Below are 25,974 nucleotides of genomic sequence, written 5' to 3'. Positions count from 1 at the left end.
TCTGGCAGAGAAGATCTGTGTCCCGGGAGGAGGACGACGCGTGGCGCTCGTGCGCGTGTACTGCGGCCTGGCCTCGGCGGATCCGGCTGAGCAGCCAGCTTCCGTCGGTTCGACGCTGACATCCGCTGTGGTTGACGACGCTGGTCGTCTGCTACACATCCACGAGATCAGCGACGACCCTGTCGGCTACGCCCAGTTGGTCACGCTGCTGGTGGAGCGATCGGGCGGACCCAGCGGCGCGGCGATCGCCGCGGACAACGACGACCACACAGTCACCTCCCTCGTCAGCGCCGCCGGTCGTCCGCTGGCGATCGCCGACGACGACTCGGTGGACGACTTCGCCGAGCGGTTCGCCGACGACGACTCGGTTGAGGAGACGCAGGCACCGCCGGTGCAGCGACGGGCCATCGGCCTCGCCCGTGCCCTGCAGGCCGGTGCGCTCTCCGCCGTCGCGCTCCCCGCTCCTCGGGATCTCGCCGGTTACAAGCCGGTCCTCGCCGCGCATGCCGCGCTCGCCAGCGGCCGGCATTCGGCCGCGGTCGCGCTGCGGGAGGTACTGCGGGAGCTCTTCCCGGCCGCTCTACAGGCTTACCCGGACCCGGCCGAGCCGGTTGCGCTGGCGGTGCTGGACGCCCTTCCCGAGCCCGGGATGTTGGCCAGCAGCGGGCCCGACGAGCCGACCGCTCGAGTCGTCGCGGACCTTGCCGCCGATGGCGTGACCACACCCGAGGTGGTCGAGGCCGCGATCACCTCCCTCCGGATCGCGGTCTCCGAGACCCCGCGCCGCGCCTCGGTCAGCCGGGCCCTCACCTCAGCGGTTGCCACGACCGTACGGCAGGCCGTCGCCGCCGTCCGGGCCTGCGACGTCGGCTGTGAGGCGCTGGTCGGTGTGCTCCATGACCGGGCGGGCACTCAGGTGCCGGGCCGCCGGGCCGCCGCTCGACGCGGTGCACCAATCGACGACCCCGCGTCCACCAGCACTGCCCTGTCCACCCGGCCGGCTGGCACCCGCCGGTCCCCACCAGAGGCATTGCCGGGCCGGGCTGTCCCGCCGTCCCCACGCCCGCTCGGCCCCCCGCCGGTTGCGCCGATGCCGGTTGCACCCCCGCCGGTGGCCCCGGAGCCGATCGCGCCCGCGGCCGTGGCCGGCCCGGCGGGCGCTGCGGCACCGGCTCAACCGGAGGCGACGCCAGGCGCCGTTGACGGCCCGACGAACCGCCCCGTCTCGTCGCCTGGCAGCACCCCGGCCCCGCCGTCGCAGCGCGGCTCGAGCTCGCCAGCGGAGGCGGGTGAGCCGTTCCGGGCGACGTTGACCACCGCGGCGATCCAGAGTGCCCGCGCTGAGCGGCAGCGCACCGTCATCCCGCCACGACCCAACACGAAAGCCGAACCGCCGCCCCCGAGCGGCGGGTTCAGCGTGACCGACCCCAGCGTGCCGGTGCCCACTCCGCGTCCCCGGGATCCCGCTCCGGGCTCGCGGGCGAATTGGCCGCTGGTTAACAACCCGGATCCGGCGGACAGTTCCGCGCTTAACCCGCTGGCCGAATCGTATGGTGGGCAGGGGGTGGACGCTCCGACTGATCCCGGCGCGGAGAATCGGGTGCCACCACCGTGGCTGGCCGACGACATGCCGCAGGAGCCGCCGGTGCTGCGCCTGGTCGAGCCACCCCCGCTGGCCGACCGCGCGTTGCGCGATGGGGCCAACCCACAGCTCGAGACGCCGCCGCTCCGCCTCGTTGACCGGGATGGGCCTGGCGATCACCAGCCCAGTGAGCACCCCACCGGGCAGCACATGCCGCCGGTGGAACACCGACCCGCACCGGTCGCCGACGATGGGGACGGGGACGGGGACCTGCTCATCTTCGCCCAGGCGAAGTCGGCCTGGTTCGTCGGTCAGAGCGAAGACGATGAGGTGGACTGGTCGTCGCTGAACGACACCGGTTGGCAGGCGGCCGAGCAGGCCGCGGAGCAGGCCGCGAAGCCGGCAGCCGGCTCCGAGACGGCAGCGGGCCTTCCCATCCGGGTGCCGCAGGCCAACCTGGTCCCCGGTTCGCCGAAGCGGGACGACCGGCCGCTACGGATTGTTCGCGATCCGGCCAGCCTCGCGGAGAACACCACCGGCTACTTCCGCGGCTGGCGTCGCGGTCAGGAGATCGGGGGCTTCGCGGTCGGCGGCCGCCCGGGGCGCGAAGCCGCTGGTGGCTGGGACTTCACCCGGGACACCGGTGACCGGGACGAGGAGCGAAAGTACGAGTACCGCTCGGCCGGATACCGGTCCTGACTCCGGCTCCCGGAGCCCCAGGCCGCAACCAGCACCAGCCAGCTCGCGAAACAGCCCTCGGCAGTTGGCCGGGGGCTGTTCGACTTCCTCAGTCCCCGGCATGCCGCGGCATCGGTGGGTAGCGCATGTGGGGCGGGGTAGGCATACGGGGGCCGGATATGGCGCAGCCACTCCTGGCCGGCGGCGTTGAACGGCCTGGCGGTCCAGCGACGGCTCGGCGGTCCAGCGACGGCTCGGCGGTCCAGCGACGGCTCGGCGGTCCAGCGACGGCTCGGCGGTCCAGCGACGGCTCGGCGGTCCAGCGACGGCCTTGCCGTCGCTGGACCGCCCGCACGTCAATCAGGCCCGGGCGACAGCCCGGGACCGGCGCATGGTCAGCACATACTCGACAAGCGAGATCAGCACGTGCTTCGTGGACTCTCGGTTGCGGGCATCACACGGCACGACCGGCACGTCGCTGGAGATCGCCAGCGCATCCCGCACCTCCTGCGGGTTGTGGTACTGCATCCCATCGAAGCAGTTGATGGCCACCAGGTAGGGCAGCCGCCGGTGCTCAAAGAAGTCGATCGCCGCGAAGCAATCAGCGAGTCGACGGGTGTCGACCAGGACAACGGCGCCGATGGCGCCACGGACCAATTCGTCCCACATGAACCAGAACCGAGTCTGACCGGGCGTACCGAACAGGTACAGAATCAGGTCTCGGTCGATAGAAATCCGGCCAAAGTCCATGGCCACCGTGGTCGTCGACTTCCCCGGCACCTGCCGGTTGTCGTCAACGCCCACGCTCGCGGAGGTCATGACCGCCTCCGTTGTCAGCGGCGTGATCTCCGAGACCGAGCCGACCAGCGTCGTCTTACCGACGCCGAATCCACCGGCAATGACGATCTTCGCCGATGTCACGCGGCCGCTCGAGGTCGGCGGACGCGCCACGTCAGAGCCTGCGAAGTCCACTCAGCACCCTTTCCAGCAGTTCAGTGCCCACCACATCGTCCGAGTCGTCCAGAATGGTCGGCTCATGGACGGCGACCAGGCCATCTGTCGCCATATCGGCGATGAGCACCCGGGCCACCCCGAGCGGAAGCTGCATCCGCGCCGCGATCTCGGCTAGCGACTGCACACGTCCATCACAGAGCGCGGCGATGTACTGGTGCTCACGGCCGTGTCCGCCGTTGCCGGTGGCAACAGCCCGCCCGCGCACCGTCGTCTCGATCAGCGCTTCCATCGCGATGTCGAGCCGGGGACGGGTGCGACCCCGGGTCACGGCGTACGGACGGACCAACGCGCCCGTCGGTTCGTCATCATGATCAGTCATGTCGCCGCTCACCTCCTTCGCACCCGGGACTGGCCGGCGCGGGCCGGTCCCCTCGTTGTTGTCCTTGCCCCGCCGACCACCCGGTCAGCGAAACATCAGCCCGGCATGCCTGCCGCCGCACGCGGCTGCGGGGTCAACGCATCACCCACCCGGTCAACCAAAAGGGCCATCTCGTACCCGACCTGCCCCACGTCAGAGTTGCGGGCGGCGAGCACGGCAAACGACGAGCCGTCCGAGATCGACATCAGGAAGAGAAAACCGTTGTCCATCTCTACCACGGTCTGGAGCACGGCACCGCCCTCGAAGCAGCGGGCTGCTCCCTGGGTCAGGCTGACCAGGCCGGATGCGATGGCAGCCAACTGGTCGGCCCGGTCTCGTGGAAGGTCCCGTGAGGCCGCGAGGAGTAGGCCGTCCGCCGAGACGGCGACCGCATGCGCGACTCCCGGCACCCGATCGGCAAAGTTGGCGAGAAGCCAGCCGAGGTCCTGCGTAGTAGTCATCCTTCTTGCTCCTTCTGCCCGCTCCCGGCCATTGGGCCTGAGCCAGATTGCGAGGACTGCCCGCCCGGATTCCCCTCCGGGCTGCTCCGGTTGCTGTCCGAAGGGTTCTTGCGCCCCCGCTGGACCCCACGGTGATACGCGGAGAGCAGCCCTCGGACCGACTCGGGCGTGCGACGCTGAACCGCCGCCGACGGCTTCTCCACCGCGCCTGGTACCAGCTGCGCCATCGGCGTGCGCTTCGGTAGGCCAGTCGAGGTGGTCGCCGCCACCGGTACGTCGCTGGCCGCGGTGGCGGCCCGCCAACCATCATCGGCGGCGGTGCTCCAGCCTTCACCGGCTCTTCCCCGCCGCTGGGTGAACCCGCCCGTGGGGAGTGTGCTCCCGTTTGCTGTCGTGCCGTTCTGACGCGACGTACCACCGGTCGTCGGGGTTTCTGCCATTGGTGTGTTACCTGTCGTTGCGGGTGGTGTCTGCTGCTGCCTGTCCGCATCCATCCTGGCGAACTGCTGGTTCGCGGCACCACCCGCCCCCTTGGCACCGCCGCCCCCGGCAGCGTCGGCGCCCTTGGCCGCCTCTTCTGGCCCGGGTCGTCGGGTACGGAACCAGGCCGATTCCAGTTCCCGGAAGATCGGCAGTTCCATCGTCGCGTCAGCCGGCGGCTGCTGGCTCTGCGCCGGTGCGGTCTGCGGTGTCGTTGGCATCGCCGGCGCCGCGGTCGGCTGGGGACCCGGCACCGGAGCGGCGGGGCCGGCCGACGCGGGAGCGGCGGGGCCGGCCGACGCGGGAGCGGCGGGGTACGCGGCGGGCGGAGGGCCGGCCGGACCTGTTACCCGGGGCAACTCGGTAGTCAGGTCCGGGGCTGCGGGAGACCGTTCGGAGGCCGGGGCAGCGGCGGCGTCTCCGGCTGCGCTGGGCACCGGTGGCCACACCGGTGGGGCGGCGCTACTCGGGGGCGGGGTGGTCGGACGCTGCGGCAACGGCGCCGCGAACGGTTGCCCGGAGACCGGTGCCGCGGAAGTCGGGGTACCGGACACCGGCGACGCGGACGTCGGGGTACCGGACACCGGCGACGCAGAGGTCGGCATGCCAGCGGCTGGTGGGCCGGAAGCCGACCGCCCGGGGTACGGAATCGGCGGCGCGGCGTACGGCTGGGCCTCTGGGCTGCTCGGCAGCTGTCGCGGAATCCCCGGCTGCTGCCCGGCAATCTCCGACCCACCCGAGGAGCGCCGTTGCGGCAACGCGCCATTCGGCTGCCCGTTGGTGGGGGGCGGGGTAGGGAACGCACCGCCGGTGCTGGCGCGGTTCGCACCGGTGAGATCGGACCACGCCGGCATCGCCTGCGGCGAACCCGAGGGCGTACCCGCACCGTTGCTGTGGGCCGGATCGAAGGGCCGGCCACCCAGCGTTACCTGGTTGCCCGACTCCCCCGGACGGGGGCCGGAGAGCGAACCATTCGCTGCGGGAAGCGCCTCGAACGAGGCCGTCGAGCTGGTGTTCGCCACTGGTGGCAGGCCGGGAGGCAGCTGTGGCCCGGCGGCGAGCGCCCGGGGCACCAGCACGCCAGCTGGAAGGCTCACCTCCGCGACGGCTCCCCGATCGGCGCCAGAGCGCAGCTGCACCCGGACCCCGTGCCGGGACGCCAGCCGGGCAACCACGACCAGGCCCATCATCCGAGAAACCGCTACGTCCACCTGCGGCGGGGTGGCGAGCTTCTCGTTCAGTTCCCGTAGCTGTTCGGGACTGATGCCGATGCCACGGTCCTCCACGTAGAGGGAGGCGCGGTCACCGACCCGGCGGGCCTCCACGACGACCTGCGACTCGGGCGGCGAGAACGCCGTCGCGTTGTCAAACAGTTCGGCGACGAGGTGCACCAGATCGTTGACGGCGGCGGCCGCGACTTCGATATCGCGATCGATGACGCCAAACTCGATCCGCGTGTAGTGCTCCACCTCGGACTGGGCGGCCCGAAGTACGTCGATCAGGGCGGCCGGCTCCCGCTGCACGCGGGTGGAATCCGCGGCGGCGAGGACCAGCAGGTTCTCGTCGTTACGGCGCATCCGCGTGGCGAGGTGGTCGAGCTGGAACAACTCGGCCAGCCGGTCCGGGTCCTCCTCGCCCCGTTCGAGTCGATCGAGTTGGCCGATGAGTCGGTCGACCAGGATCTGCGACCGGCGGGCGAGGTTGACGAACATGGTCGCCACGGAAGCCCGCAGGGCGGCCTGCTCCGCCGCGGTACGCACCGCCTCCAGGTGGACCGCGTTGAACGCCTCGGTCACCTGGCCGAACTCATCCTTGCTGCGCACCGGCAGCGGCTCGGCGATCCGAGTGGCGAGCTGCACCGGAGTTTGCTGGCCGCCGGCGCTCTGCGTCTCCCGTAGTCGGGCGACGGCCTGCGGCAGCCCGTGCTCGGCGATCATGAATGCGCCCTGCCGCAGGTCGCGCAGCGCCCGCGCCATCGACCGAGCGACCAAATAGGCGAAGAGAATAGCGAGCAGCAGCATGCTGAGCAGCAGCCCGGTCTCCAGGAACACTCGCAGCTGCACGGCCGACCGGAGTTCGTCCGCGAGCTGGACGGAGTCTCTGTCGATCTTCGCCTCCACCTCCCGGACCAGGGCGGCGTACGCGACCATCGCGTTATCCCACTGGTCGGGTGTGAAGCCGGCGCTCGCCAGGTTCCTGGCGTCGGAGAGACCGCGCAGATTGCTGTTGTAGGAGTCCGCCTCGCGGGCGTCGGGACCGGCGACCGTTTGGTCGTACAGCTCCTGGTCAGCGCGGTCGGCGACGGCAGCGAAAGTCTCCAGCCACTGTCGCTGACCGGTCCAGGTGAAGATGTAGGTGTTCCGAAGCTCGGGGGTGAGCTGCTGCCGGCTGAGGGCAATGTGCACCACGTCCCGCTGCTGGGACAGGTACTCCTTGTTCCGGGTCAGGGCGGTCGCGGCCCGCATCCGGTCGCTCAGCTCGGAGTCGCCGGCCAGCTGGGTGGCCGAGTCCCGCAGGTTGATCAGGTCGGCGAGCAGGGCGTCGTACTGCTGCTGCGCCTGGGTGATGCTGAGCCGACCGTTAAGCACCTGGCTTCGCGTTCCGGGCAGGTCGGTGAGGGTCTGATCGATGAAGCGAAGCTGGTTTTCCAGCGTGGTGGGCAGGTCCTCAACCTCACTCCGCCGCTCGGCGTAGGGTTCTTTCGCCCGGTCAACGCGGGCGGACACCTCCTCGTACGCCGCGCCGCGCTCCTCCCGCTGCGCCGGCTGATCCTCGCCGAGCAGCCGGATCGCTTCCGTCCGCTCGTCCTGCAGCTGGCCGACCAGGTCACCCGAGTAGGCGACCAGGCTGGCGAGGTCGCCGGAGCGATTGGCATTGTTGAGTTCCTGCAAGTGGTCAACGATGCCACTGGTACCCACGACGACCGTTGCGACGGTCGGCACGATCAAAATGAGACCGAGCTTTGACCAGATCGGCAGGTCGCGAAGCCGACCTGCCGGCCGGCGCAGACGCGACAGGAGAGAACCTGCCTTCTTCGGTCGTTTGCTCACGTCACCGCCTCGCGTTTGCTTCTTGCTCGTTGCCCGCGGGCAACACTGGGTGACCCACCCACTGGGTCGGACCACGAGATTCCACCACGCCGCCCCGGAAAGAGAAAGCCCAGCCCGGGCCGAACCCCGGACGCGGTGAGATGTTTTGGCAATTCGGTCGCCTTGAGTGCGACCAGGATCACCCAATGCAATGGACGGCCCTCCGCGTCGTCCCGTTAGGCAACCCTCCGGCCAACGAAAGTCGCATATAGCTCGATGAAACGGACTTCCCGCCTCGATGCGAACGGCGGGTGCGCGCTACTCCGCGCACCCGCCGCAGTTACCACACAAGACCACGTTGCCGGGGAGGCGCCGACCCGGCTCGCGCTGACACGACAGGGGGGAACGGCACTCCAACCCAGCACCGGCCGACTCGGCCCGGCATTATACGCAACCAACTGCGGAATTTGTATAGTCAACTAGGCAGAAAAGGTAGCCAACCCGCTACTCTTTTTCTCCGAACGGGTGTTGTTGCCGGAGGTTACGCCCATCACCAAGGGTGGAGCCCCCTACTCGCGAGTAGGGGGCTCCACCCTACTGCTGCCCCGCACCGGCCAGCAGTCGCCCGTACGCCGGCTTGATCACCTCGTCGATTATCTGCAGTCGTTGGTCAAACGGGATGAAGGCGCTCTTCATGGCGTTGATCGTCAGCCACTGCAGTTCCCGCCAGCCATAACCGAACGCGTCCACCAGCAAGGCCATCTCCCGGGACATCGAGGTGCCGCTCATCAACCGGTTGTCGGTGTTGACGGTGACCCGGAACCGCAGATCCCGCAGCAGCCCGATCGGGTGGTCGGCGATCGACGGGGCCGCCCCGGTCTGCACGTTCGACGAGGGGCACAGCTCCAACGGAATGCGCTTGTCCCGCACGTAGGCGGCCAGCCGGCCGAGCACCGGCTCCGATCCGGGCGTGATGTCATCCACGATCCGCACGCCGTGGCCGAGCCGATCCGCTCCGCACCACTGGATGGCCTGCCAAATCGACGGCAGCCCAAACGCCTCACCAGCGTGGATCGTGAAGTGGAAGTTCTCCCGCTGCAGGTACTCGAAGGCGTCCAGGTGCCGGGTGGGCGGGAAACCGGCCTCAGCACCGGCGATGTCGAAGCCCACGACGCCGACGTCCCGGTGCCGCACGGCCAGCTCGGCGATCTCCTGCGACCGGGCGGCGTGCCGCATGGCGGTCAGCAGCGTGCCGACCCGAATCGGCGTGCCCTGCGCCGCGGCGAGGTCACTGCCCTCGACGAAGCCGGCGATCACCGCCGCAACCACCTCGTCCAGACTGAGGCCCCGCTCCAGGTGCAGCTCCGGCGCGAACCGGACCTCCGCGTAGACGACGCCGTCGGTCGCCAGGTCCAGCGCGCACTCCCGGGCCACCCGCCGCAGTGCCGAAGCGGTCTGCATGACCGAAACGGTGTGCGCGAAGGTCTCCAGATACCGCTCCAACGAGCCGGAGCTGGCTGCGTCGACGAACCAGTGGCCCAACGCCTCCGGGTCGGTCGTCGGCAACTCGTGCCCCACCTCAGCGGCCAGCTCGACGACCGTCGCTGGTCGCAGGCCGCCGTCAAGGTGATCGTGCAGCAGCGCCTTGGGAACCTGGACGATGTCCTCATACCGGATAGTCGCAACCATGTTCAGACCCTAGTCGGCACCGGCGTCTGCACCGCGTCAGACCCGTTGGCGCGTTGCTCGGGTCACGCCCGCCAGCCGGGCGCGGCAGTGCGCGACGCGGCAACCGGGTCGATAGGATGCCGGTTCCCCGGGGCGACCGCCCGGGGAACCACCGACCGGCCGGAGCCCGACATGGATCCCCGCATCCGCCAGCGGCTGCGCTGCCCGATCTGCGCCCTCCCGCTGGCCGAGGCGACCGCAGGCACCACCCAGACGCTGGCCTGTCCGCGCCGACACAGCTTCGACGTGGCTCGACAGGGCTATGTAAACCTCCTGGCCGGCCGGACACCACACGTCGGGGACACCAGCGAGATGGTCGCCGCCCGCGCCGACTTCCTCGCCGCCGGACACTACGACCTGATCTCCCGGGCGCTGGCCGGCGCGGCCACAGTCGCCGCCGCCCGCCACCGCGCCGCGCACCCCCAGCCCGGGGCGAGCGCCGCGGCGTACCCCCTGGTAGTTGAGCCCGGTGCCGGCACCGGGCGACATCTCGCCGCGGTGCTGGGGGCGCTGCCGGATGCCGTCGGCCTAGCCCTGGACGTGTCGAAACCGGCGCTTCGCCGCGCGGCCCGCGCCCATGAACGAGCCGGGGCGGCACTGGCCGACACCTGGCAGCAGCTGCCCCTGCCCGACGAGTCGGTCGCCGTGTTGCTGAACGTCTTCGCCCCGCGCAACGGAGCGGAGTTTCACCGGGTCCTCGATCCGGCCGGGGCGTTGCTGGTCGTCACGCCGGCCGCCGATCACCTCACCGAGTTGGTCGGCGTACTCGGCCTGCTCCGGGTGGATCCGGCGAAGTCCGACCGGGTTGCCGGGCACCTCGGGAGGCGCTTTGCCACCGAGTCGGAGACCGCACACCGAACCCGGCTGACGTTGACCCGCCCAGAAATCGCCGCTCTGGTCGGGATGGGACCCAGCGCCTGGCACACCGACCCGGACGGGCTCACCGAACGGATCGCCGCCCTGCCCGAACCGGTCGAGGTGACCGTGGCCGTCCGGCTCGGCGTCCACCGCCGTTGTTAGGTGGAGAGATCCACCTCTTCCCAGCCGGGGGGCTCGTCGTGGTAGGGGCCCCGGAGGACCACCGCCCACTCCAGTGCCCACCGACGCTGCCCGATCGCATTGGCGTCCACCAGGCCGGGCGGTGTGCGGTGGGCGTGCTCCACCTCGAGATAGGCCCAGTCCAGGCAGTAGTGCAGGTCAAGCAGGGCTGCCGCGTCCGCCGGATGCCGGGGGGCGGTGAGGGTTCGGGACCGCCAGTGCCGGACCGTCTCGCCGGCCAGTATGTTCGGCAGCCGCTCCACCAGCCGCTCGTCCACCGGCAGTGTCGGGTCCAACTGCCGGGTTAGGCCGAGCACCCAGGCCAGGGCGTACAACGCGTCATAGTGCAACACGAACGAACGGTGGTCACCCTTACCGCCGGTAACGAACTGCCACTCCGGCGGGGTGACTGTCTCCACCAGATGCGAGGCGAGCAGCCAACTCATCGCGGCCTGTGGTGACATCCCGAAACAGCGGGCCAGGATGAGGTGGAGCACCGCGACCCGCGTCTCGAGCTCGCCGGTCGGGCGCAGCTCGATCTCGTCGCCGGGCTCCCACACCAGTGGAAAGTGCGCCGGGGGCAGGGGCAGACCCAGCCGAGACAACTCCTCCAGGCTGGCCGCACGCACCATTCGGGGGTTTGGGGCAGGTACCGCCACGACGGTCATCCTCGTCTATCTGGACTGACTGGCCGGATTGTCCTCCTGGCCAGGCAGGATAGCCCTCCGCTGCGGGGAACGGATCGGACGGTCAGCTGATTCGCTCGAGCACCAGCGGCTGCTGTTCCGGTGCGGACGCGGCGATCCGTACCGCCCGCACCGCCTCGCTCCGGGCCGCCGGGATCCGGTCGGCCTCCTCGGCCCGCAGCTCAAACAGGGGCTCGCCAGCCCGGACCGGATCACCGGGACGCTTGTGCAGCAGCACCCCCGCCGGCGCGGACACCGCGTCTTCCTTGCGGGCCCGTCCGGCACCGAGCCGCCACGCGGCCAACCCCATCCCGTACGCGTCGACCTGGGCCACCACGCCGCTCTCCTCAGCGCGGACCACCTCGACCTCCGGGGCGGTGGGTAGCGGGGCGTCCGGGTCCCCGCCCTGGGCCCGGAGCATCGCCCGCCAGGCGTCCATCGCCCGGCCGTCGCGCAATGCCGCCGCCGGATCGGCGTCCGGTAGCCCGGCCGCGTCCAGCATCTCGCGGGCCAGGGCCAGGGTCAGCTCCACCACGTCAGCCGGACCGCCGCCCGCCAGCACCTCCACGGACTCGGTCACCTCGACCGCATTGCCGATGGCCAGCCCCAGGGGGGTGGACATGTCGGTCAGCAGGGCGACCGTGCGGACGCCCTGCGCACCACCCAGCTCGACCATGGTGCGGGCCAGTTGCCGGGCCTGGTCGACCGACTTCATGAACGCACCCGAGCCGACCTTGACGTCCAGCACCAGCGCGCCGGTCCCCTCAGCGATCTTCTTGCTCATGATCGAGCTCGCGATCAGCGGGATGGCCTCCACGGTGCCGGTCACGTCCCGCAACGCGTACAGCTTGCGGTCGGCCGGCGCGAGACCGGCACCGGCCGCGCAGATCACCGCGCCGACGTCGCGGAGCTGGGCGAGAAACTCCTCGTTGCCCAGCGATGCCCGCCAGCCCGGAATGGACTCCAGCTTGTCCAGCGTGCCGCCGGTGTGCCCGAGGCCCCGGCCACTCAGCTGCGGCACCGCCGCACCACAGGCCGCGACCAACGGCGTCAACGGCAGGGTGATCTTGTCTCCGACACCGCCGGTCGAGTGCTTGTCAACCGTCGGCCGGTCGACCGTCGAGAGGTCCAGCCGTTCCCCGCTGGAGATCATCGCCGCGGTCCACCGGGCGATCTCCGGCGTGGTCATCCCGTTCAGCAGGATCGCCATTGCGAGCGCGGCCATCTGCTCGTCCGCCACCTGGCCCCGGGTGTAGGCGTCCACCACCCAGTCAACCTGCGCATCGGAGAGGACCGCGCCGTCCCGCTTGGCCCGAATGACATCAACCGCCGTAAATTCCGTCATGAGCTAACCCTCTCCCCCACGTTCTCAGCCCGGGCTGCCACCCGCACGCTCCGATGTGTCCCGCCCGTCGGTCGGCCCTCGACCCCTACGCTCAGCCCGGCCACCGGATCGGGATCTCCAACGGCGGCTCGCCCTCACCCGCCCAGAAGATCGTGCCAGCCGCGTCCACCACCACAACCCGGGGTACCCGGGCCAGCCCCCAGGTGATCGCCTCCGCTGGATCGTCCCAGCTCGGCCCCTCCTCGAGAACACCGGTGTCGCCGTCGCCGGCCTCCCCCGCCGAGCGTTCCCAATACGCCGTCCACACCTGCTGCCCCGCCGACAGGTCCGGGTGCACGAAAACCGTCCCGCGTCCCCGCCAGGCAGCCAGCCGCTCCGGCACCACCGGAACCGGGTCCGCCCCGGTCACCGCCTCCAGATCCGCCACGTCGAAGGCGTGCGGCAGCAGCTCGGCCATCCGCAGCGCTCCGCTCTTCACCTCGATCAGACACTCCGGGCCACCGTGTTCCCAGAGCAACTGCCGGCACCGCCCGCACGGCATCAGCGGCTCCCCGGTGGCATCAACGCAGGAGAGCGCGACGATCCGCCCACCACCGGTGGCGCGCAGCGAAGAGACCACGCCGCACTCGGCGCAGAGCGCCATGCCGTACGACGCGTTCTCCACGTTGCAGCCGACCACGATGCGGCCATCATCAACCAGGGCGGCCGCCCCTACCGGAAACTTCGAGTACGGCACGTACGCGTGCCGCATCACCTCGGTCGCGGCGGCGCGCAGTCGCCCCCAGTCGAGCTCCATCTGGTATCCCCATCAACCCTTGATATATGGCTTTCCATCGGCGGCCGGCGCCCGAACCCTACCCACCAGCCCCGCCACCGCCAGGATCGTCGCCAGGTACGGCAGCATCGCCAGGAACTGGCTCGGAATGGCGCTGTTGATCGCGCTCAGGTAGGTGGCGAGCTGGTCGGCGAAGCCGAAGAAGAGCGCCGCGAGCAGCGCACCGGTCGGGCTCCACCGGCCGAAGATCAGCGCCGCCAGGGCGATGAAGCCCTTGCCACCGATCATGTTCTTGGTGAACGAGAAGAGAGCGAGCGTGTACGACGCACCACCGATGCCGGCGACCGCCCCCGCCAGCAGCACGTTGCGGTAGCGCAGTCGCAACACCCGGACGCCGAGGGTGTCGGCGGCGGTCGGATGCTCACCGACCGAGCGGGTACGCAGGCCCCACCGGGTACGGAACAGCCCGATGTGAATCACCAGGACCAGGAGCAGGCCGAGGTAGAGGAAGATGTTGCCGGCGAACAGCGCCGGCCCGAGCACCGGGATCTCCGACAGCAGCGGGATCTCCCAGGTGCTGAAGTGTGGGGCGCTGTTGTACTTCGCCGGGTCGGGCTGCATCAGCCGCTCGTAGAGGAAGCCGGTGATGCCCACCGCGAGCAGGTTCAGCACGATCCCCATGACCACCTGGTCCACCAGGTAGCGGATGGCGAAGACCGCCAGCAGCAGCGAGATGAAGGTGCCGCCGATCGCCGCGGCGACCAGGCCCACCCAGAGGTTGCCGCTGAGGCTGCCGAAGAGGGCACCGCTGAAGGCCCCCATCAGTAGCTGGCCCTCGATGGCCACGTTGACCACGCCGGAGCGTTCGCAGAGCACGCCGGCCAGCGCACCGAAGATCAGCGGAAGAGCCAGGATGAAGGTGCCCCGGACGATGTTGACCAGGGGCATGAAGTTCTGCCCGGCCGGCGCGGTGGAGACCTGCCAGCAGAGGAAGCTCACCACGAAGCCGACCAGGCCGACACCGAGCACGAGGGTGAACCAGCGCTTCGGCAGCCCGGCCAGAATCGCCACCCCGGCGGCGAGGGCGACCACCCCGAAGAGGGCCGCGCCGACCGTTCCATTGATCTTCAACGCGGCGCCGCTGGCATCCTCGCTGAGGGTGAACCGGGCCGGCTCGCTGGCGGCGAGCGTGGTGAAGAGCAGCACCGCCAGCAGGCCGAGCGCGGTCAGCACCAGGCCGGCCTTCCGGGCCCGGGTCCAGAACCCCTCGTTGACCGGGGCGACCGCGACGTCGTCAACAGCCATGGTGGACATGCGCGTCACCAGCCCTTCGCGAGGCTCGTCTGCGGCCGGGCGGCCCGGGCGGCTCGAAGCTGGAAGATCGCCTTCACCAGGGCCGGTGCGGCGATGAAGATGACGATCAGCGCCTGGAGCACAGTAACCAGTTCCAGCGAGACGCCCGAGTACGACTGCATCCGGTTACCGCCGGCCTGCAGCGCGCCGAAGAGCAGGGCGGCGAGCAACACGCCCCACGGTTTCACCCGGCCAAGCAGCGCCACCAGAATGCCGTCGAAACCGACCTGGGCCACGACCAGCGGGGTCAGTGCGGCAGCGGTGGTGCCGAGCACCATCTGCGAGCCGCCGAGGCCGGCCAGGGCGCCGGCGAAGACCATGACCAACACATAGGTCCGGGTGACACTGATGCCGGCGGTACGCGAAGCCGCCGGGTTGCTCCCCACGGCCCGCAGCTCGAAGCCGAGGGTCGATCGGTTCAGCAGCCAGGCAACCGCCCACGTCGCCAGCACGGCGAGGATGATTCCGGCGTGCGCCCGCAGGTTGTCGCCGAAGAGCCGGGGAAGCTGCGCGGAGGCGTCCACCGGCCGGCTGATGGCATTCGTACGATTCGGGTCCTGAACCCCGTTCTGCACGATCAGCCACACCAGGAAGTAGCCCGCGACGTAGTTGAGCATGATCGTGTTGATCACCTCGTGAGCGCCGGTGCGGGCCTTGAGGATCCCCGGAATGAAGCCCCACACGGCCCCGCCGACCGCACCGGCGAACACCGCGACGAGCAGGTGCAGCCCGGCCGGCAGCGGCAGCAGGAACCCGGCCAGTCCGGCCCCGATGACGCCCATCGTGGCCTGCCCCTGGGCACCGATGTTGAACAGGCCGCCACGGAAGGCGAGCGCCACGGAGAGACCGGTGAAGACCAGCGGGGCGGTGTAGGTCAGCGTCTCCGAGATCGGGCTCAGCGCCGCGGTGAGCCCGACCGCGTCCGGGTCGAGGACCGCGCCCTTGAACAGGTTCGCGTACGCCTCGCTGACCAACGTCCAACTGGCGTTGAGGGCGTCGGCCGGGCGGGCGGTGATGTAGCTGTAGGTGGCCAGTACGTCCGGATCGGAGACAATCATCAGGATGCCGCCGACAATCATCGCCAGGACCAGCGACAGCAACGTCACCGTGAAGGTGTTGGCGGCCCAGAGATTCGCCACGAAGAGCCGCCCGAGCGTGGGGCGCTCCGGTGGCTGCTGACTCGTCGGCTCGGCGCGCTCGGTGTTGTCGACCGCCATCCTGGCCGTCTGGTCCGCGGTCGCCGGTTCCTTGTCCGGGGAGCCGGACTCTGCGTTGGTCATGCCTCGTCCTCGCTGCCGGGGCCCGACGGGCTGGGCGCCCCGCCGTCGGTACCCGCCGTCGCTCCGTTCGCCCCGGCGCCCGCCGGGTCCGCAGTGATGCCCGCCATCAGCAGGCCGATCTCCTCGCGGGGGGTGTCCGGGCCGACGATGCCGATGATCCGGCCGCGATACATCACCGCGATCCGGTCCGCCAGGCCGATCACCTCGTCGAGTTCACTGGAGACGAGGAGGACGGCAGTTCCGGCATCCCGCTCGTGGATGACCCGACTGTGGATGAACTCGATGGAGCCGACATCGACGCCGCGGGTCGGCTGGGCGGCGATGAGAAGCTTCAGTGGCCGGGACAGTTCCCGGGCGACGATCACCTTCTGTTGGTTACCGCCGGAGAGCGTGCCGACCGCCGCCTCCGCCGACGGGGTACGGACGTCGAACTGGGCGATCCGCTCCTGCGCCGACTTCTTGATCGCATCCGGCCGGAGCGCGAGCCCCCTGCCGAACGGCGGTCGGTCGTACAGGTCCAGCACCAGGTTCTCCGCGATGCTGAGTTCCTTGACCAACCCATCAACACTGCGATCCTCGGGCACGTAGCCGACGCCCGCGCGGAGGACCTCCTTGGTTGACCAGTCGTCGATCCGCTCCCCGCCCAGCTGCACCGAGCCGGCGAGCAGCGGACGCAGCCCCATGACCGCCTCGACCAGCTCGGTCTGGCCGTTGCCCTGCACGCCGGCGATGCCGAGCACCTCACCCGCGCGCACGGACAGGTCAACGCCGTCCACCGCACGTACCTGCCGGTCGTCGTCCACCACCAGCCCGGAGAGCTCGAGAACGGGCTCGCCCGGCGTCGCGGGCTGCTTGTCCACGGTGAGCCGGACGGTGCGGCCAACCATCAGGGCCGCCAGCTCGTCCCGGCTCGCCTCCGGCGTGGCGGTGCCGACGGTCCGCCCACGCCGGATCACGGTGACCCGATCGGCGATGGCCTTCACCTCGCCGAGCTTGTGGGTGATGAAGACGATCGACCGACCAGCGGCCTTGAGCTCCCGCATGACGGTGAGCAGTTCCTCGGTCTCCTGCGGCGTGAGCACCGCGGTCGGCTCGTCGAGGATGAGCAGGTCAACGTCGCGGGTGAGGGCCTTGACGATCTCGACCCGCTGCTGGATGCCGACCGGCAGGTCCTCGATGATCGCGTCCGGGTCGACCTGGAGGTTGTAGCGGGCGGAGACCTCCGCTACCTCGCGCCGGGCACGTCGGCGGTCGAGGAAGCCGACGATGCCGCCCCGGACCTGCTCGGCCCCGAGCATGACGTTCTCGGCCACGGTGAGGACCGGGACCAGCATGAAGTGCTGGTGCACCATCCCGATCCCGGCCGCGATGGCGTCCGCTGGGCCGCGCAGCTGCAGCGGCTTTCCGTCCACCAGGATCTCGCCCTCGTCGGGCTGGTACAGCCCGTACAGCACGTTCATCAGGGTCGACTTACCCGCGCCGTTCTCCCCGAGCAGGGCGTGGATCTCCCCCGGCTCCACCGTGAGATCGATGTGGTCGTTGGCGACCAGGTCACCGAAGCGTTTGGTGATGCCGCGCAGTTCGAGTCTCAGCGCAACCTCCCGGGTACGAAGCGATGGTGCGGGGGAGTTGCCGGTACGCCGGCAACGACACTCGTGGTGGAGCCGATCGGCCGCCCCGGCGCCAGCGGGAGGTCCCGTGGCGCCAAGGCGGCCGGATCGTCGTGCGGTGCCGCTCGCCGAACGGCGTGGTAGAGCATCTCACCACGGCGAGCTGGCATCAGCTCACTGCGGTTGGGACTGCGACTCAACCTTGATCAGGCCAGCGGCGATGTCCGCCTTCAGCTTGTCGACCTCGGCCTTCAGTTCGGCCGGGATCTCGCTGTCGAACTCGTGGTACGGCGCGAGCGAGACGCCCTCGTTGGCCAGCGTGCCCGTGAAGCCCGGGTTCGCCTCCAGCTTCTCGCCGGCGGCGGCCTTGAGCACGGCCTCCTGAACGGCGCCGGGGATGTTCTTCACCACGGTGGTGATGATCGCCGGGCAGTTCGAGGTGCTCTCGCAGCCGTCGACGTCGACCCAGATGGTGTTGTACTTGCCGCCGGAGGCCTGGGCCGCCGCGGTGGTGCCGAGGCCCGCACCGCCGGCGACCGGCATGATGATGTCCGCGCCCTGGGCGACCAGCGCGTCACTGACCTTCTTGCCCTCGTCCTGCTTGACGAAGCTGTTGGCGAACGAGCCGTCCTGGCTGGCCTTGTCCCACCCCAGGACCTGAACGTTCTTCCCCTTGGCCTCGTTGTAGTGGTCGACCCCGTCGGCGTAGCCGTCCATGAAGATCGTCACCGGCGGGATCTTCTCGCCGCCGTAGGTGCCCACCTTGCCGGTCTGGCTGAAGCCGGCGGCCAGATAGCCGGCGAGGAAGCCGGCCTGGGCGGTGTCGAACTGCATCGGGTAGACGTTGCTCTGCGGCAACTTCGTGTCCACGATGCCGAACTGCTGGTCCGGGTTCGCCTCCGCGATCCTGCCGGTGGCGCCCCCCATCAGGCCACCAACGGCGAGGATGAAGTCGCAGTCCTGGTTGACATACTGCGTCAGGTTCGGCTCGTAGTCCGCCTCGGCCTTCGACGCGACGTACTTGATGTCGATGTCCTTGTTCTCGGCCTTGGCTGCCTCCAAGCCCTGCCAGGCCGAGGTGTTGAAGGACTTGTCGTCGATCCCGCCGACGTCGGTCACCATGCAGGCACTGAACTTCTCGCCGCCGTTACCGGCGTTGTTCTCCTCGGGCGCCTCACCGCAGGCGGAGGCGGCCAGCACGAGGCCACCCACCGCGAAGACCGAGGCGATCCGCATCCCACGCACCGAGCGCAAGACGACTCCTTCCGTTGCGCACCGCGTTCACCACGGTGGCAGCCCTTGTGAACCGGCCTGCACTGTGCCGCCGGTGTCCCACGTTCCGGACGCCGAGCGTACGCCCCGGCACCTCCCCCGGCCGACAATCATGCGTGACTGTTGAGTGCCTGTTACCCCGACGTGATCCTGGGGTTTTTCGGTCACTCGACATGCCGGTCAAAGGAGCGTGGGTGGGACGAACTCTCCTCCGAAGGGGGAGATACCCCTCAGTCGGACGTTACCGCCAGAAGACCGCCACTGCAGCGTTGACCAGGGTCAGCCCGATGATCGCGAGGAAATGTCCACGATTGACCGCTTCCCGCTTCCGGGAGAAGAAGACCATGACGAAGATGAGCAGCGCGAGCGACAGCTTGGTGACGAGCTTCGCGGGATCCGGCTCACCTCCGTCCCGCAGTGGTGCGGAGAGGCCGATTCCGGTCAGCAACGTGAGCGTCGCGCCCCAGAGCATGGCCGGGTTGATCCGGAACCTGCCCTTGAGGTACTGCACCACCGCGCCACCGAGCAACAGCGCGAACCCGATCAGGTGTATGTAACGGAGGGTGAGTCGTAGAGCTTCCACGCGGCCTATCCTCCCGCACAACGACGGGTTGTAGTAGAGGGGGCTCGGTCGATCAGCGCCTCAGCCCTTCGTACCACCCGCGGTCAGGCCCGAGACCAGGTGCCGCTGGGCGACCAGGAAGACCAGACCAGCCGGGACCGTCACCAGCACCGCCGCCGCCGTCAGATACTCCCACTGCGGGTTGTACTGCGGCACGAACTGCCGAAGCCCGTACGCCAGGGTGAACTGGCTGTCGGTCTGGATGAAGGCCGACGCGTACGCGACCTCCCCCCACGCGGTGAGGAAGGTGTAGAAGGCGGTGACCGCGACGGCCGGACGGGCCAGCGGCAGCACCACCCGCCAGAAGGTGGCGAACGGGCCGCAGCCGTCCAGCGCCGCCGCCTCGTCCAGCGAGGTGGGGATGGAGTCGAAGTAGCCCTTCAGCATCCAGGAGCAGAACGGAACGGCGATGGTCAGGTAGGCGATCACCAGTGACGGCAACGTGTTGATCAACCCGAGCCGCGCCATGATCGTGTAAATCGGCACGATCAGGATGGCCACCGGAAACATCTGGGTGACCAGGAAGACCATCATCAGCGGCCGGCGGCCCGGGAAGTTGAACCGGGAGACGGCGTAACCGGTGGTCGCCGAGAGGAAGATACCGATCCCCATCGTGCCGGCGGCCACGATCACCGAGTTCAGCAGCCACCGCAGAAAGCTGGTGTCGAAGAGCACGTAGCGGTAGTTCGTCAGGGTCGGATCCTGGACCAGGGTCAGGTCGGTGCTCTGCACCGCGTACCCGGGCTTGAAGGAGGAGAGCAGCACCCAGACGATCGGACCGATCGCGACCAGCGACGCGACGATCAAGGTCCCGTGCAGCAGCAACGACGTCGTCGGGCTACGCCGACCACGGCCAGCACGCCGCGCGGTCTCGGCCCGGGCGGTCGGCGTGGCCCCGGCCTCGATCGGGGCCGCCGGCGCCCCCGCCGTGGACGCGGCCGTCCCGGAGCTGGTCGACTGGCTCATCACCACACCTCGCCTTGCTTACGCAGTGCCCGCCGGTAGAACACGGAGAAGACCAAGAGAATGGAGAGAATCAACACGCCGTACGTGGAGGCGAGCGAGTAGTTCCGAATGCCCTCGAAGGCGGCCCGGTACGCGCCGGTCACCAGGATCTCGGTCTCTCCGGCCGGCTCGCCCTCGGTCACCAGGAAGATGACCGGGAAGAGATTGAACGTCCAGATGGTGCCGAGCAGGATCACGGTCATGCTGGTCGACCGCAGACCCGGCATCGTGACGGCCCGGAACCGCTGCCACGGCGACGCACCGTCGATCTCCGCCGCCTCGTAGAGCTCACCGGGAATGGTCTGCAGCCCGCCGAGCAGCGCCACCATCATGAACGGCACGCCGAGCCAGACGTTGGTGACGATCGCGGTGAACAGTGACGTCCACCGTTCGGAGAACCACGGGAGCGGGTCGGCCCCGAGCCCGGTGAGCAGCGAGTTCGCCAGGCCGAAGCGCTCGTTGAAGATGAACTTCCAGGCGAAGGCGCTGACGAAGGCCGGCACCGCCCACGGCAGCACCAGCAACACCCGGTAGAGGCCACGGCCGCGGATCGGGCGGTTGAGCAGGATGGCGAGGCCAAGCCCGAGACCATAGTGGAAGGCGACGCCGACGAAGGTCCAGATCAGGGTGATCCCGGTCCACTCCCAGAACCGGCCAACCTGGCCCGTGAGGACCCGGACGTAGTTGTCCAGACCCGCGTACTCCCACCGGTTGGGGTTCTCCTCGCAGACCTCACCGCCGGTGATCGACTTGGTGCAGATCTCCGCCACCTGGTTGGCCTCGTTGAGGTTGGTGAAGGAGAGCCAGATTCCCCGGCCGAGCGGATAGAAGATCAAGACTGCCAGGACGATCACCACCGGCAGGACCATCGCCCAGGCGTACCAGTTCCGGTCCCAGCTACGACGAAGTCGAGAGGGGCGGACGGGGCGACGGTCCGGCGGCGCGGATGCTGGCGCGGCGGTCACGGTGCGCATATCAGCTGAGCTCCAGTAGGTGAGCCGGCCGGCCGGCGACCGGAACGGTCGCCGGCCCTGCCGGATGCCGAGGGACGAGTGGTCGCCGGCCCCTGCCCGCCGGCGGTGGATCAGAACCCGTACGCGGTGACGACCTCCGCCTGGTACCTCTTCGCGACCTCGTCGAGCGCCTCCTTCGGGTCCCGGTTCTGGATCAGGACCTCGGTGGCCATCTGGTCCAGCGGTTCGAAGAACTGGCCGGCCTCGGGGATCCAGGGGCGGCTGACCGCGGCCTCGACGGCCGGCTGGTACGCGGCCACGATCGGATTGCTCCGTACCGCGTCGAGGTCGTAGGCCGACTTGCGCGTCGGCAGCAGCCCGAGCTTCTCGGCGAGAAATGCCTGTGATTCGGCGGAGCTCATGAAGGCCACGAAGGCGATAGCGGCCTCGATCTTCTCCTCCGGCATACCGGACCAGACGGTGTAGTTGTGCCCGCCGACCGGACCACCGGCCCGGGCCGAGCCGCCGGGGACCGGGGCGATGCCGAGGTTCTCCACGCCGCCGAAGGTCGGGGCCTGCGCGACGTTGTTGACCTCCCACGGACCATTAATGATCATGGCGACCTTCTCTTCCTTGAAGAGGGTCATCATGGTGCCGTAGGAGTCCGTCGCGGGCGGCGCGACGGCCGCCCCACTGTCGATCAGATCCTTGGCGATCTTCAGCCCGGTCACGTTCTGGTCCGAGCCGACGACGATCTTCTTGGCCGGGACATCCACCAGGTCCCCGCCCTCGCCGTAGAGGAACGGCAGGAGGAAGTAGCCCTCCGGATTGAGGTAGAGGCCGTCCGCGCCGGTCTTCTCCTTGACGGCCTGGGCGGCGGTCTTCAGTCCGGCCCAGGTCGTCGGCGCGGCGGCGACACCCGCCTCGGCCAACAGCTTCTTGTTGTACATGAGCGAGAGCGTGTCGGTTACCTGCGGGACGCCGTAGGTCTTGCCGTCGTACTTGTTCGAGGCGAGCGGAGTAGCAAGGAAGTCCGCCTCGTCGGCGAGCAGTTCGGAGCCGTCCAGCGCGTAGAGGTAGCCCAGCGAGGCGAACTCCGGAACCCAGGCCACCTCCGCCCGCAGGATGTCCGGCGCGCCGGTCTCGGCCTGTGCTGCCGTCTTGAACTGGTTCTGTGCCTCACCGAACGGGACCGACTGATAATTGATCTTCACGTTCGGATAGGCCTGGTTGAACTTGGCGATCAGCTCCTGGAAAACCGGACCCTCGTTCTTCGGGTCCGAGGTGTCCCACCAGGTCAGCTCGGCCTTCATGGCTGCGGGGTCGGTCGTTGACCCTTCCCCCGCGCTCTGCTCGTCCTCGCCACAGGCGACGAGGGTCAGAGCAAGGGCGGCGGAGGCGAGTACGGCGACTCCCTTGGCTGTGCGACGCATGTTCGCTCCTAGATTGCCTGCCGGTGTCGGCGGGACACTAGCAAGAGTTTTCTAAGTTAGAAACCCTTTGCGAACGGTCTTGCAACAACCGGGGCCATCTTGTCATCCAGACCCTTCTCATGTCGGGCTTGCGCGACAAAACGGCAGGCCCGGGCATCGGTCGGCCATCGCCCTCCGCCCCCCGGCCGCCAGCACCCCCGCCGCGTTGACGCTGCTCGATGCAGGGCCTTGGGCGCGCACCGACCACACGCCGTCCGCAGCCCGGGCTGGCAGCCCCGGAACCCACGACTGCAAAAACTTGCCGGTAAGCGCAAAAAGGATTCGGTGAGCTACAGTGCCGCCATGCGCGCTCGACTGTCCGACATCGCCCAGCAGGCAGAGGTCAGTGAGGCCACCGTGTCGCGGGTACTCAACGACCGACCCGGAGTGGCGCCCGAGACCCGACAGGCCGTCCTGACCGCCCTCGACGTGCTCGGCTACGAACGTCCAGCCCGGCTGCGCAAACGCTGCGCCGGACTGGTGGGCCTGGTCGTCCCGGAGCTCGACAACCCGATCTTTCCCGCCTTCGCGCAGATCATCGAGTCGGCCCTGGCGCCGACCGGCTTCACCCCCGTGCTGTGCACCCAGACCCCCGGGGGAATCCGGGAGGATGAATATGTGGAGATGCTGCTCGACCGACAGGTCTCCGGCATCGTCTTCGTCTCCGGCCTACACGCCGACACCGCCGCCGACCACGAGCGGTACCGCGCACTGATCGCCCGCCCGCTGCCGATTGTCATGGTCAACGGCTACGCACCGACCCTCCCCGCGCCCTTCATCTCCTGTGACGACCGGGAGGCCGCCGAGCTGGCCGTCACCCACCTGGTCGCGCTGGGACACCGACGGATCGGCCTGATCACGGGACCGGACCGGTTCGTCCCGGTGCAGCGCAAGGTCGCCGGCTACAAGGCCGCCATGCGGCGCTGCACCGATATCTCCGCGGCCGAGCTCACCGAGCTGACCGAGCTCTCCCTCTTCGGCGTCGAGGGAGGCGAGGCCGCCGCCACCCGGTTGCTGGACCGCGGCGTCACCGGCCTGGTCTGCGGCTCCGACCCGATGGCGCTGGGTGCCATCCGCGCCGCCCGGCAGCGTGGGTTCGCCGTGCCCCGCGACATCTCCGTCGTCGGATACGACGACTCCCCGCTGATGGCCTTCACCGACCCACCCCTGACCACCATGCGCCAGCCGGTCGCGGCGATGGCGGTCGCCGCCGTCCAGGCCCTGGTGGACGAGATCAACGGGCACGCCGCCCCCCACTCGGAGTACCTGTTCCGGCCAGAGCTGGTGGTACGCGGCTCGACCGCGGTCGCCCGGACGCCCGGCGTTGACCCCGCCCCGTCCCCCCTGGCGGTCTCGGTCTGAACACCCCGCCGTCCGCCCGTCGGGTTCCCCCCAGGACGTAAGCCGTCGAGTAATCTTGCGCAAGCTCTGCTTGACTCTTGCAACGCCCTGCCGGCATTCTGCACAGCAACCGGCGCCACCACCCCTGCCCGCGCCGGAGACCGCCGTACCGCGCGAGATCGGGGAACCCCTCATGACCGTCCGCAACCCCACCCCGTCGACCTCCGACGATGACTGGTGGCGCTCCGCCGCCATCTATCAGGTCTACCTCCGCAGCTTCGCCGACGCGAATGGCGACGGGATCGGCGACCTGGCGGGCCTGCGGCAACGCCTGCCGTACCTTAGGGACCTCGGGGTGGAGGCGCTCTGGTTGACCCCCTTCTACCCCTCACCCATGATTGACGGCGGCTACGACGTCGCCGACTACCGCGATGTCGACCCGATGTTCGGCACCCTCACCGAGTTCGACGAGATGGTCGTTGACGCCCACGCACTGGGCCTACGGATCATCGTCGACCTGGTGCCCAATCACACGTCGAGCGCCCACCCCTGGTTCCAGGCTGCCCTCGCGGCGGCCCCCGGCTCCCCCGAGCGGGCCCGCTACCACTTCGCCGCGGGGCGCGGCACGGCGGGCGAACTGCCGCCGAACGACTGGGAGAGCATCTTCGGCGGACCGGCCTGGACCCGACTGCCCGACGGGCAGTGGTACCTGCACCTGTTCGACTCGGCACAGCCAGACCTGAACTGGCGCAACCCCGAGGTCCGCGCCGAGTTCGAGGATGTGCTCCGGTTCTGGTTGGACCGCGGTGTGGACGGCTTCCGGATTGATGTGGCCCACGGAATGATCAAGGCGGAGGGCCTGCCGGATGTCGGCTTCGGCCAGCAGACCGGCCAACGACAGGTCGAGCTGCTCGGCAAGAGCCGACTGCCCTACTTTGACCAGGACGAGGTGCACGAGATCTACCGTGCCTGGCGGCCGATCCTGGACAGCTACCCCGGCGGCCGGATGGCGGTGGCCGAGGCATGGGCGGAGACCCCGCAACGGCTCGCCCGCTACATCGGTCCAGACGAGCTGCACCAGGCGTTCAGCTTCGACTTCCTCGACGCCCACTGGTCAGCCGACTCCTTCCGTAAGGTCATCGACAGCGCCCTCACCGAGTCAGCGGTCATCAACGCGCCCACCACCTGGGTGCTGTCGAACCATGACAAGCAGCGACACGTCACCCGGTACGGGGATGGGCCAGCAGGGCTGCGCCGCGCCCGCGCCGCGGCCCTGCTGATGCTCGCGCTGCCCGGCTGCGCCTACGTCTACCAGGGCGAGGAGTTGGGCCTACCCGAGGTCCTCGACCTCCCCGAGGACCTGCGACAGGACCCGCAGTACCTGCGGACCGGCCAGAGCCGGGACGGCTGCCGGGTGCCGATCCCGTGGAGCGGCGAGCTGGCCCCGTACGGCTTCAGCCCCGACGGCAGCGCGCCGAGCTGGCTACCCGCCCCGGCCACCTGGCGTGAACTGTCGGTGGCCGCCCAGACCGGTGCCCCCGACTCCACGCTCGAGCTGTATCGCACCGCGCTCCGGATCCGCCGAGCGCACCCGGCGCTCTCCACCGCCGCGGCCCACCTCGTCTGGGAGGAGACCCAGCCGGGCGTCCTCGCCTTCACCCGAGCCGCCGACCGTACGGCCCTCACCTGTGTGGTGAACATCAGCGACGCACCCGCCGTCAGCGCCGAATACGGCGAGCCGCTCGTCGCCAGCGCCGCGCTCACCCGGGAGGGCTCCAGCTACCTGATTCCGGTCGACGCGGCTGCCTGGTTCGAACGACGCTGAGCGGGTATGCCCTGATCGACCTGGTCGTTCGGCGTGCCCCGCGCCGCCGGGCGGCTAGGCACCGACC

General features: G+C 69.6%; 20 protein-coding genes. 4 read left to right on the top strand and 16 right to left on the bottom strand.

Features of this window, described 5'->3' with window-relative positions:
- Positions 1–40 precede the first annotated feature (40 nt).
- Positions 41–2,281 carry a hypothetical protein gene (locus AC1UKG_RS03980; RefSeq protein ID WP_029122707.1) on the top strand — a complete coding sequence of 747 codons (2,241 nt, stop codon included), beginning with the start codon at positions 41–43 and terminating at the stop codon, positions 2,279–2,281.
- A gap of 339 nt (positions 2,282–2,620) precedes the next feature.
- Here AC1UKG_RS03980 and AC1UKG_RS03975 read toward each other — a convergent pair whose 3' ends face one another.
- The 5 genes from AC1UKG_RS03975 to AC1UKG_RS03955 all read right to left on the bottom strand — a co-directional run bounded on the left by AC1UKG_RS03975 (position 2,621) and on the right by AC1UKG_RS03955 (position 9,291).
- Positions 2,621–3,211 (bottom strand): GTP-binding protein, encoded by a 591-nt coding sequence (locus tag AC1UKG_RS03975; RefSeq protein WP_026271447.1) that lies wholly within the window; start codon positions 3,209–3,211, stop codon positions 2,621–2,623.
- 1 nt (position 3,212) lies between these two features.
- A complete protein-coding gene (locus tag AC1UKG_RS03970) occupies positions 3,213–3,593 on the bottom strand; it encodes a DUF742 domain-containing protein (RefSeq protein WP_018814325.1) in 381 nt (126 codons plus the stop codon).
- A gap of 95 nt (positions 3,594–3,688) precedes the next feature.
- A complete protein-coding gene (locus AC1UKG_RS03965) occupies positions 3,689–4,093 on the bottom strand; it encodes a roadblock/LC7 domain-containing protein (protein ID WP_011904728.1) in 405 nt (134 codons plus the stop codon).
- Positions 4,090–7,623: a nitrate- and nitrite sensing domain-containing protein gene (locus AC1UKG_RS03960; RefSeq protein ID WP_018814326.1), complete on the bottom strand. Its 3,534-nt coding sequence runs from the start codon at positions 7,621–7,623 to the stop codon at positions 4,090–4,092. Before AC1UKG_RS03960 ends, AC1UKG_RS03965 begins: the two co-directional genes overlap by 4 nt.
- Before the next feature lie 573 nt (positions 7,624–8,196).
- Positions 8,197–9,291: an adenosine deaminase gene (locus AC1UKG_RS03955; protein ID WP_018741960.1), complete on the bottom strand. Its 1,095-nt coding sequence runs from the start codon at positions 9,289–9,291 to the stop codon at positions 8,197–8,199.
- Between the two features lie 171 nt (positions 9,292–9,462).
- On the opposite strand from AC1UKG_RS03955, the gene AC1UKG_RS03950 reads away from it, so the two are divergent.
- Positions 9,463–10,350 carry a putative RNA methyltransferase gene (locus tag AC1UKG_RS03950; protein WP_018814327.1) on the top strand — a complete coding sequence of 296 codons (888 nt, stop codon included), beginning with the start codon at positions 9,463–9,465 and terminating at the stop codon, positions 10,348–10,350.
- Here the strand turns inward: AC1UKG_RS03950 and AC1UKG_RS03945 are convergent.
- The 11 genes from AC1UKG_RS03945 to AC1UKG_RS03895 all read right to left on the bottom strand — a co-directional run bounded on the left by AC1UKG_RS03945 (position 10,347) and on the right by AC1UKG_RS03895 (position 22,702).
- Entirely contained in the window at positions 10,347–11,000 is a 654-nt protein-coding gene (locus AC1UKG_RS03945; RefSeq protein WP_018741958.1) for a DUF4272 domain-containing protein, read from the bottom strand. The genes AC1UKG_RS03950 and AC1UKG_RS03945 overlap by 4 nt on opposite strands.
- Positions 11,001–11,118: 118 nt before the next feature.
- The gene (locus AC1UKG_RS03940) at positions 11,119–12,399 is read right to left on the bottom strand and encodes a thymidine phosphorylase (RefSeq protein ID WP_018741957.1); all 1,281 of its coding nucleotides are present in this window, start codon (positions 12,397–12,399) and stop codon (positions 11,119–11,121) included.
- A 91-nt stretch (positions 12,400–12,490) separates the two neighbouring features.
- On the bottom strand, positions 12,491–13,195 hold the full coding sequence (locus AC1UKG_RS03935) for a cytidine deaminase (protein ID WP_018741956.1): 705 nt from the start codon (positions 13,193–13,195) through the stop codon (positions 12,491–12,493).
- A gap of 12 nt (positions 13,196–13,207) precedes the next feature.
- A complete protein-coding gene (locus AC1UKG_RS03930; protein WP_482641840.1) occupies positions 13,208–14,488 on the bottom strand; it encodes an ABC transporter permease in 1,281 nt (426 codons plus the stop codon).
- A 5-nt stretch (positions 14,489–14,493) separates the two neighbouring features.
- The gene (locus tag AC1UKG_RS03925; RefSeq protein ID WP_018741954.1) at positions 14,494–15,807 is read right to left on the bottom strand and encodes an ABC transporter permease; all 1,314 of its coding nucleotides are present in this window, start codon (positions 15,805–15,807) and stop codon (positions 14,494–14,496) included.
- Entirely contained in the window at positions 15,804–17,339 is a 1,536-nt protein-coding gene (locus AC1UKG_RS03920) for an ATP-binding cassette domain-containing protein (protein ID WP_475888855.1), read from the bottom strand. The genes AC1UKG_RS03925 and AC1UKG_RS03920 overlap by 4 nt, the downstream gene beginning before the upstream one ends.
- A gap of 252 nt (positions 17,340–17,591) precedes the next feature.
- Positions 17,592–18,653: a BMP family lipoprotein gene (locus AC1UKG_RS03915; RefSeq protein WP_482641928.1), complete on the bottom strand. Its 1,062-nt coding sequence runs from the start codon at positions 18,651–18,653 to the stop codon at positions 17,592–17,594.
- Between the two features lie 277 nt (positions 18,654–18,930).
- The gene (locus AC1UKG_RS03910) at positions 18,931–19,272 is read right to left on the bottom strand and encodes a hypothetical protein (protein ID WP_018741951.1); all 342 of its coding nucleotides are present in this window, start codon (positions 19,270–19,272) and stop codon (positions 18,931–18,933) included.
- 60 nt (positions 19,273–19,332) lie between these two features.
- Entirely contained in the window at positions 19,333–20,277 is a 945-nt protein-coding gene (locus AC1UKG_RS03905) for a sugar ABC transporter permease (protein ID WP_018814330.1), read from the bottom strand.
- A complete protein-coding gene (locus AC1UKG_RS03900) occupies positions 20,277–21,290 on the bottom strand; it encodes a carbohydrate ABC transporter permease (protein WP_029122699.1) in 1,014 nt (337 codons plus the stop codon). Before AC1UKG_RS03900 ends, AC1UKG_RS03905 begins: the two co-directional genes overlap by 1 nt.
- Positions 21,291–21,400: 110 nt before the next feature.
- Positions 21,401–22,702, bottom strand: coding sequence for an extracellular solute-binding protein (locus AC1UKG_RS03895; protein ID WP_026271449.1), 1,302 nt, complete (start codon positions 22,700–22,702; stop codon positions 21,401–21,403).
- A 342-nt stretch (positions 22,703–23,044) separates the two neighbouring features.
- Between AC1UKG_RS03895 and AC1UKG_RS03890 the strand changes: the two genes are divergently transcribed.
- A complete protein-coding gene (locus tag AC1UKG_RS03890) occupies positions 23,045–24,103 on the top strand; it encodes a LacI family DNA-binding transcriptional regulator (RefSeq protein ID WP_018814332.1) in 1,059 nt (352 codons plus the stop codon).
- A gap of 172 nt (positions 24,104–24,275) precedes the next feature.
- Positions 24,276–25,907: a glycoside hydrolase family 13 protein gene (locus tag AC1UKG_RS03885; protein ID WP_018814333.1), complete on the top strand. Its 1,632-nt coding sequence runs from the start codon at positions 24,276–24,278 to the stop codon at positions 25,905–25,907.
- The last annotated feature ends 67 nt before the right edge of the window (positions 25,908–25,974 follow it).

The organism is Salinispora sp. CH2A1_6 (assembly GCF_056820975.1).
Note: the sequence above shows the minus strand (reverse complement) of the source record. Positions and strands in the feature narration are given on the sequence as shown.

Excerpts from the sequence above, each read along its gene's own strand:
- AC1UKG_RS03970 (WP_018814325.1), bottom strand. The coding sequence starts at position 3,593 with ATGACTGATCATGATGACGAACCGACGGGCGCGTTGGTCCGTCCGTAC.
- AC1UKG_RS03965 (WP_011904728.1), bottom strand. The coding sequence starts at position 4,093 with ATGACTACTACGCAGGACCTCGGCTGGCTTCTCGCCAACTTTGCCGAT.
- AC1UKG_RS03955 (WP_018741960.1), bottom strand. The coding sequence starts at position 9,291 with ATGGTTGCGACTATCCGGTATGAGGACATCGTCCAGGTTCCCAAGGCG.
- AC1UKG_RS03950 (WP_018814327.1), top strand. The coding sequence starts at position 9,463 with ATGGATCCCCGCATCCGCCAGCGGCTGCGCTGCCCGATCTGCGCCCTC.
- AC1UKG_RS03945 (WP_018741958.1), bottom strand. The coding sequence starts at position 11,000 with ATGGTGCGTGCGGCCAGCCTGGAGGAGTTGTCTCGGCTGGGTCTGCCC.
- AC1UKG_RS03940 (WP_018741957.1), bottom strand. The coding sequence starts at position 12,399 with ATGACGGAATTTACGGCGGTTGATGTCATTCGGGCCAAGCGGGACGGC.
- AC1UKG_RS03935 (WP_018741956.1), bottom strand. The coding sequence starts at position 13,195 with ATGGAGCTCGACTGGGGGCGACTGCGCGCCGCCGCGACCGAGGTGATG.
- AC1UKG_RS03930 (WP_482641840.1), bottom strand. The coding sequence starts at position 14,488 with ATGTCCACCATGGCTGTTGACGACGTCGCGGTCGCCCCGGTCAACGAG.
- AC1UKG_RS03925 (WP_018741954.1), bottom strand. The coding sequence starts at position 15,807 with ATGACCAACGCAGAGTCCGGCTCCCCGGACAAGGAACCGGCGACCGCG.
- AC1UKG_RS03915 (WP_482641928.1), bottom strand. The coding sequence starts at position 18,653 with ATGCGGATCGCCTCGGTCTTCGCGGTGGGTGGCCTCGTGCTGGCCGCC.
- AC1UKG_RS03905 (WP_018814330.1), bottom strand. The coding sequence starts at position 20,277 with ATGAGCCAGTCGACCAGCTCCGGGACGGCCGCGTCCACGGCGGGGGCG.
- AC1UKG_RS03900 (WP_029122699.1), bottom strand. The coding sequence starts at position 21,290 with ATGCGCACCGTGACCGCCGCGCCAGCATCCGCGCCGCCGGACCGTCGC.
- AC1UKG_RS03895 (WP_026271449.1), bottom strand. The coding sequence starts at position 22,702 with ATGCGTCGCACAGCCAAGGGAGTCGCCGTACTCGCCTCCGCCGCCCTT.
- AC1UKG_RS03890 (WP_018814332.1), top strand. The coding sequence starts at position 23,045 with ATGCGCGCTCGACTGTCCGACATCGCCCAGCAGGCAGAGGTCAGTGAG.
- AC1UKG_RS03885 (WP_018814333.1), top strand. The coding sequence starts at position 24,276 with ATGACCGTCCGCAACCCCACCCCGTCGACCTCCGACGATGACTGGTGG.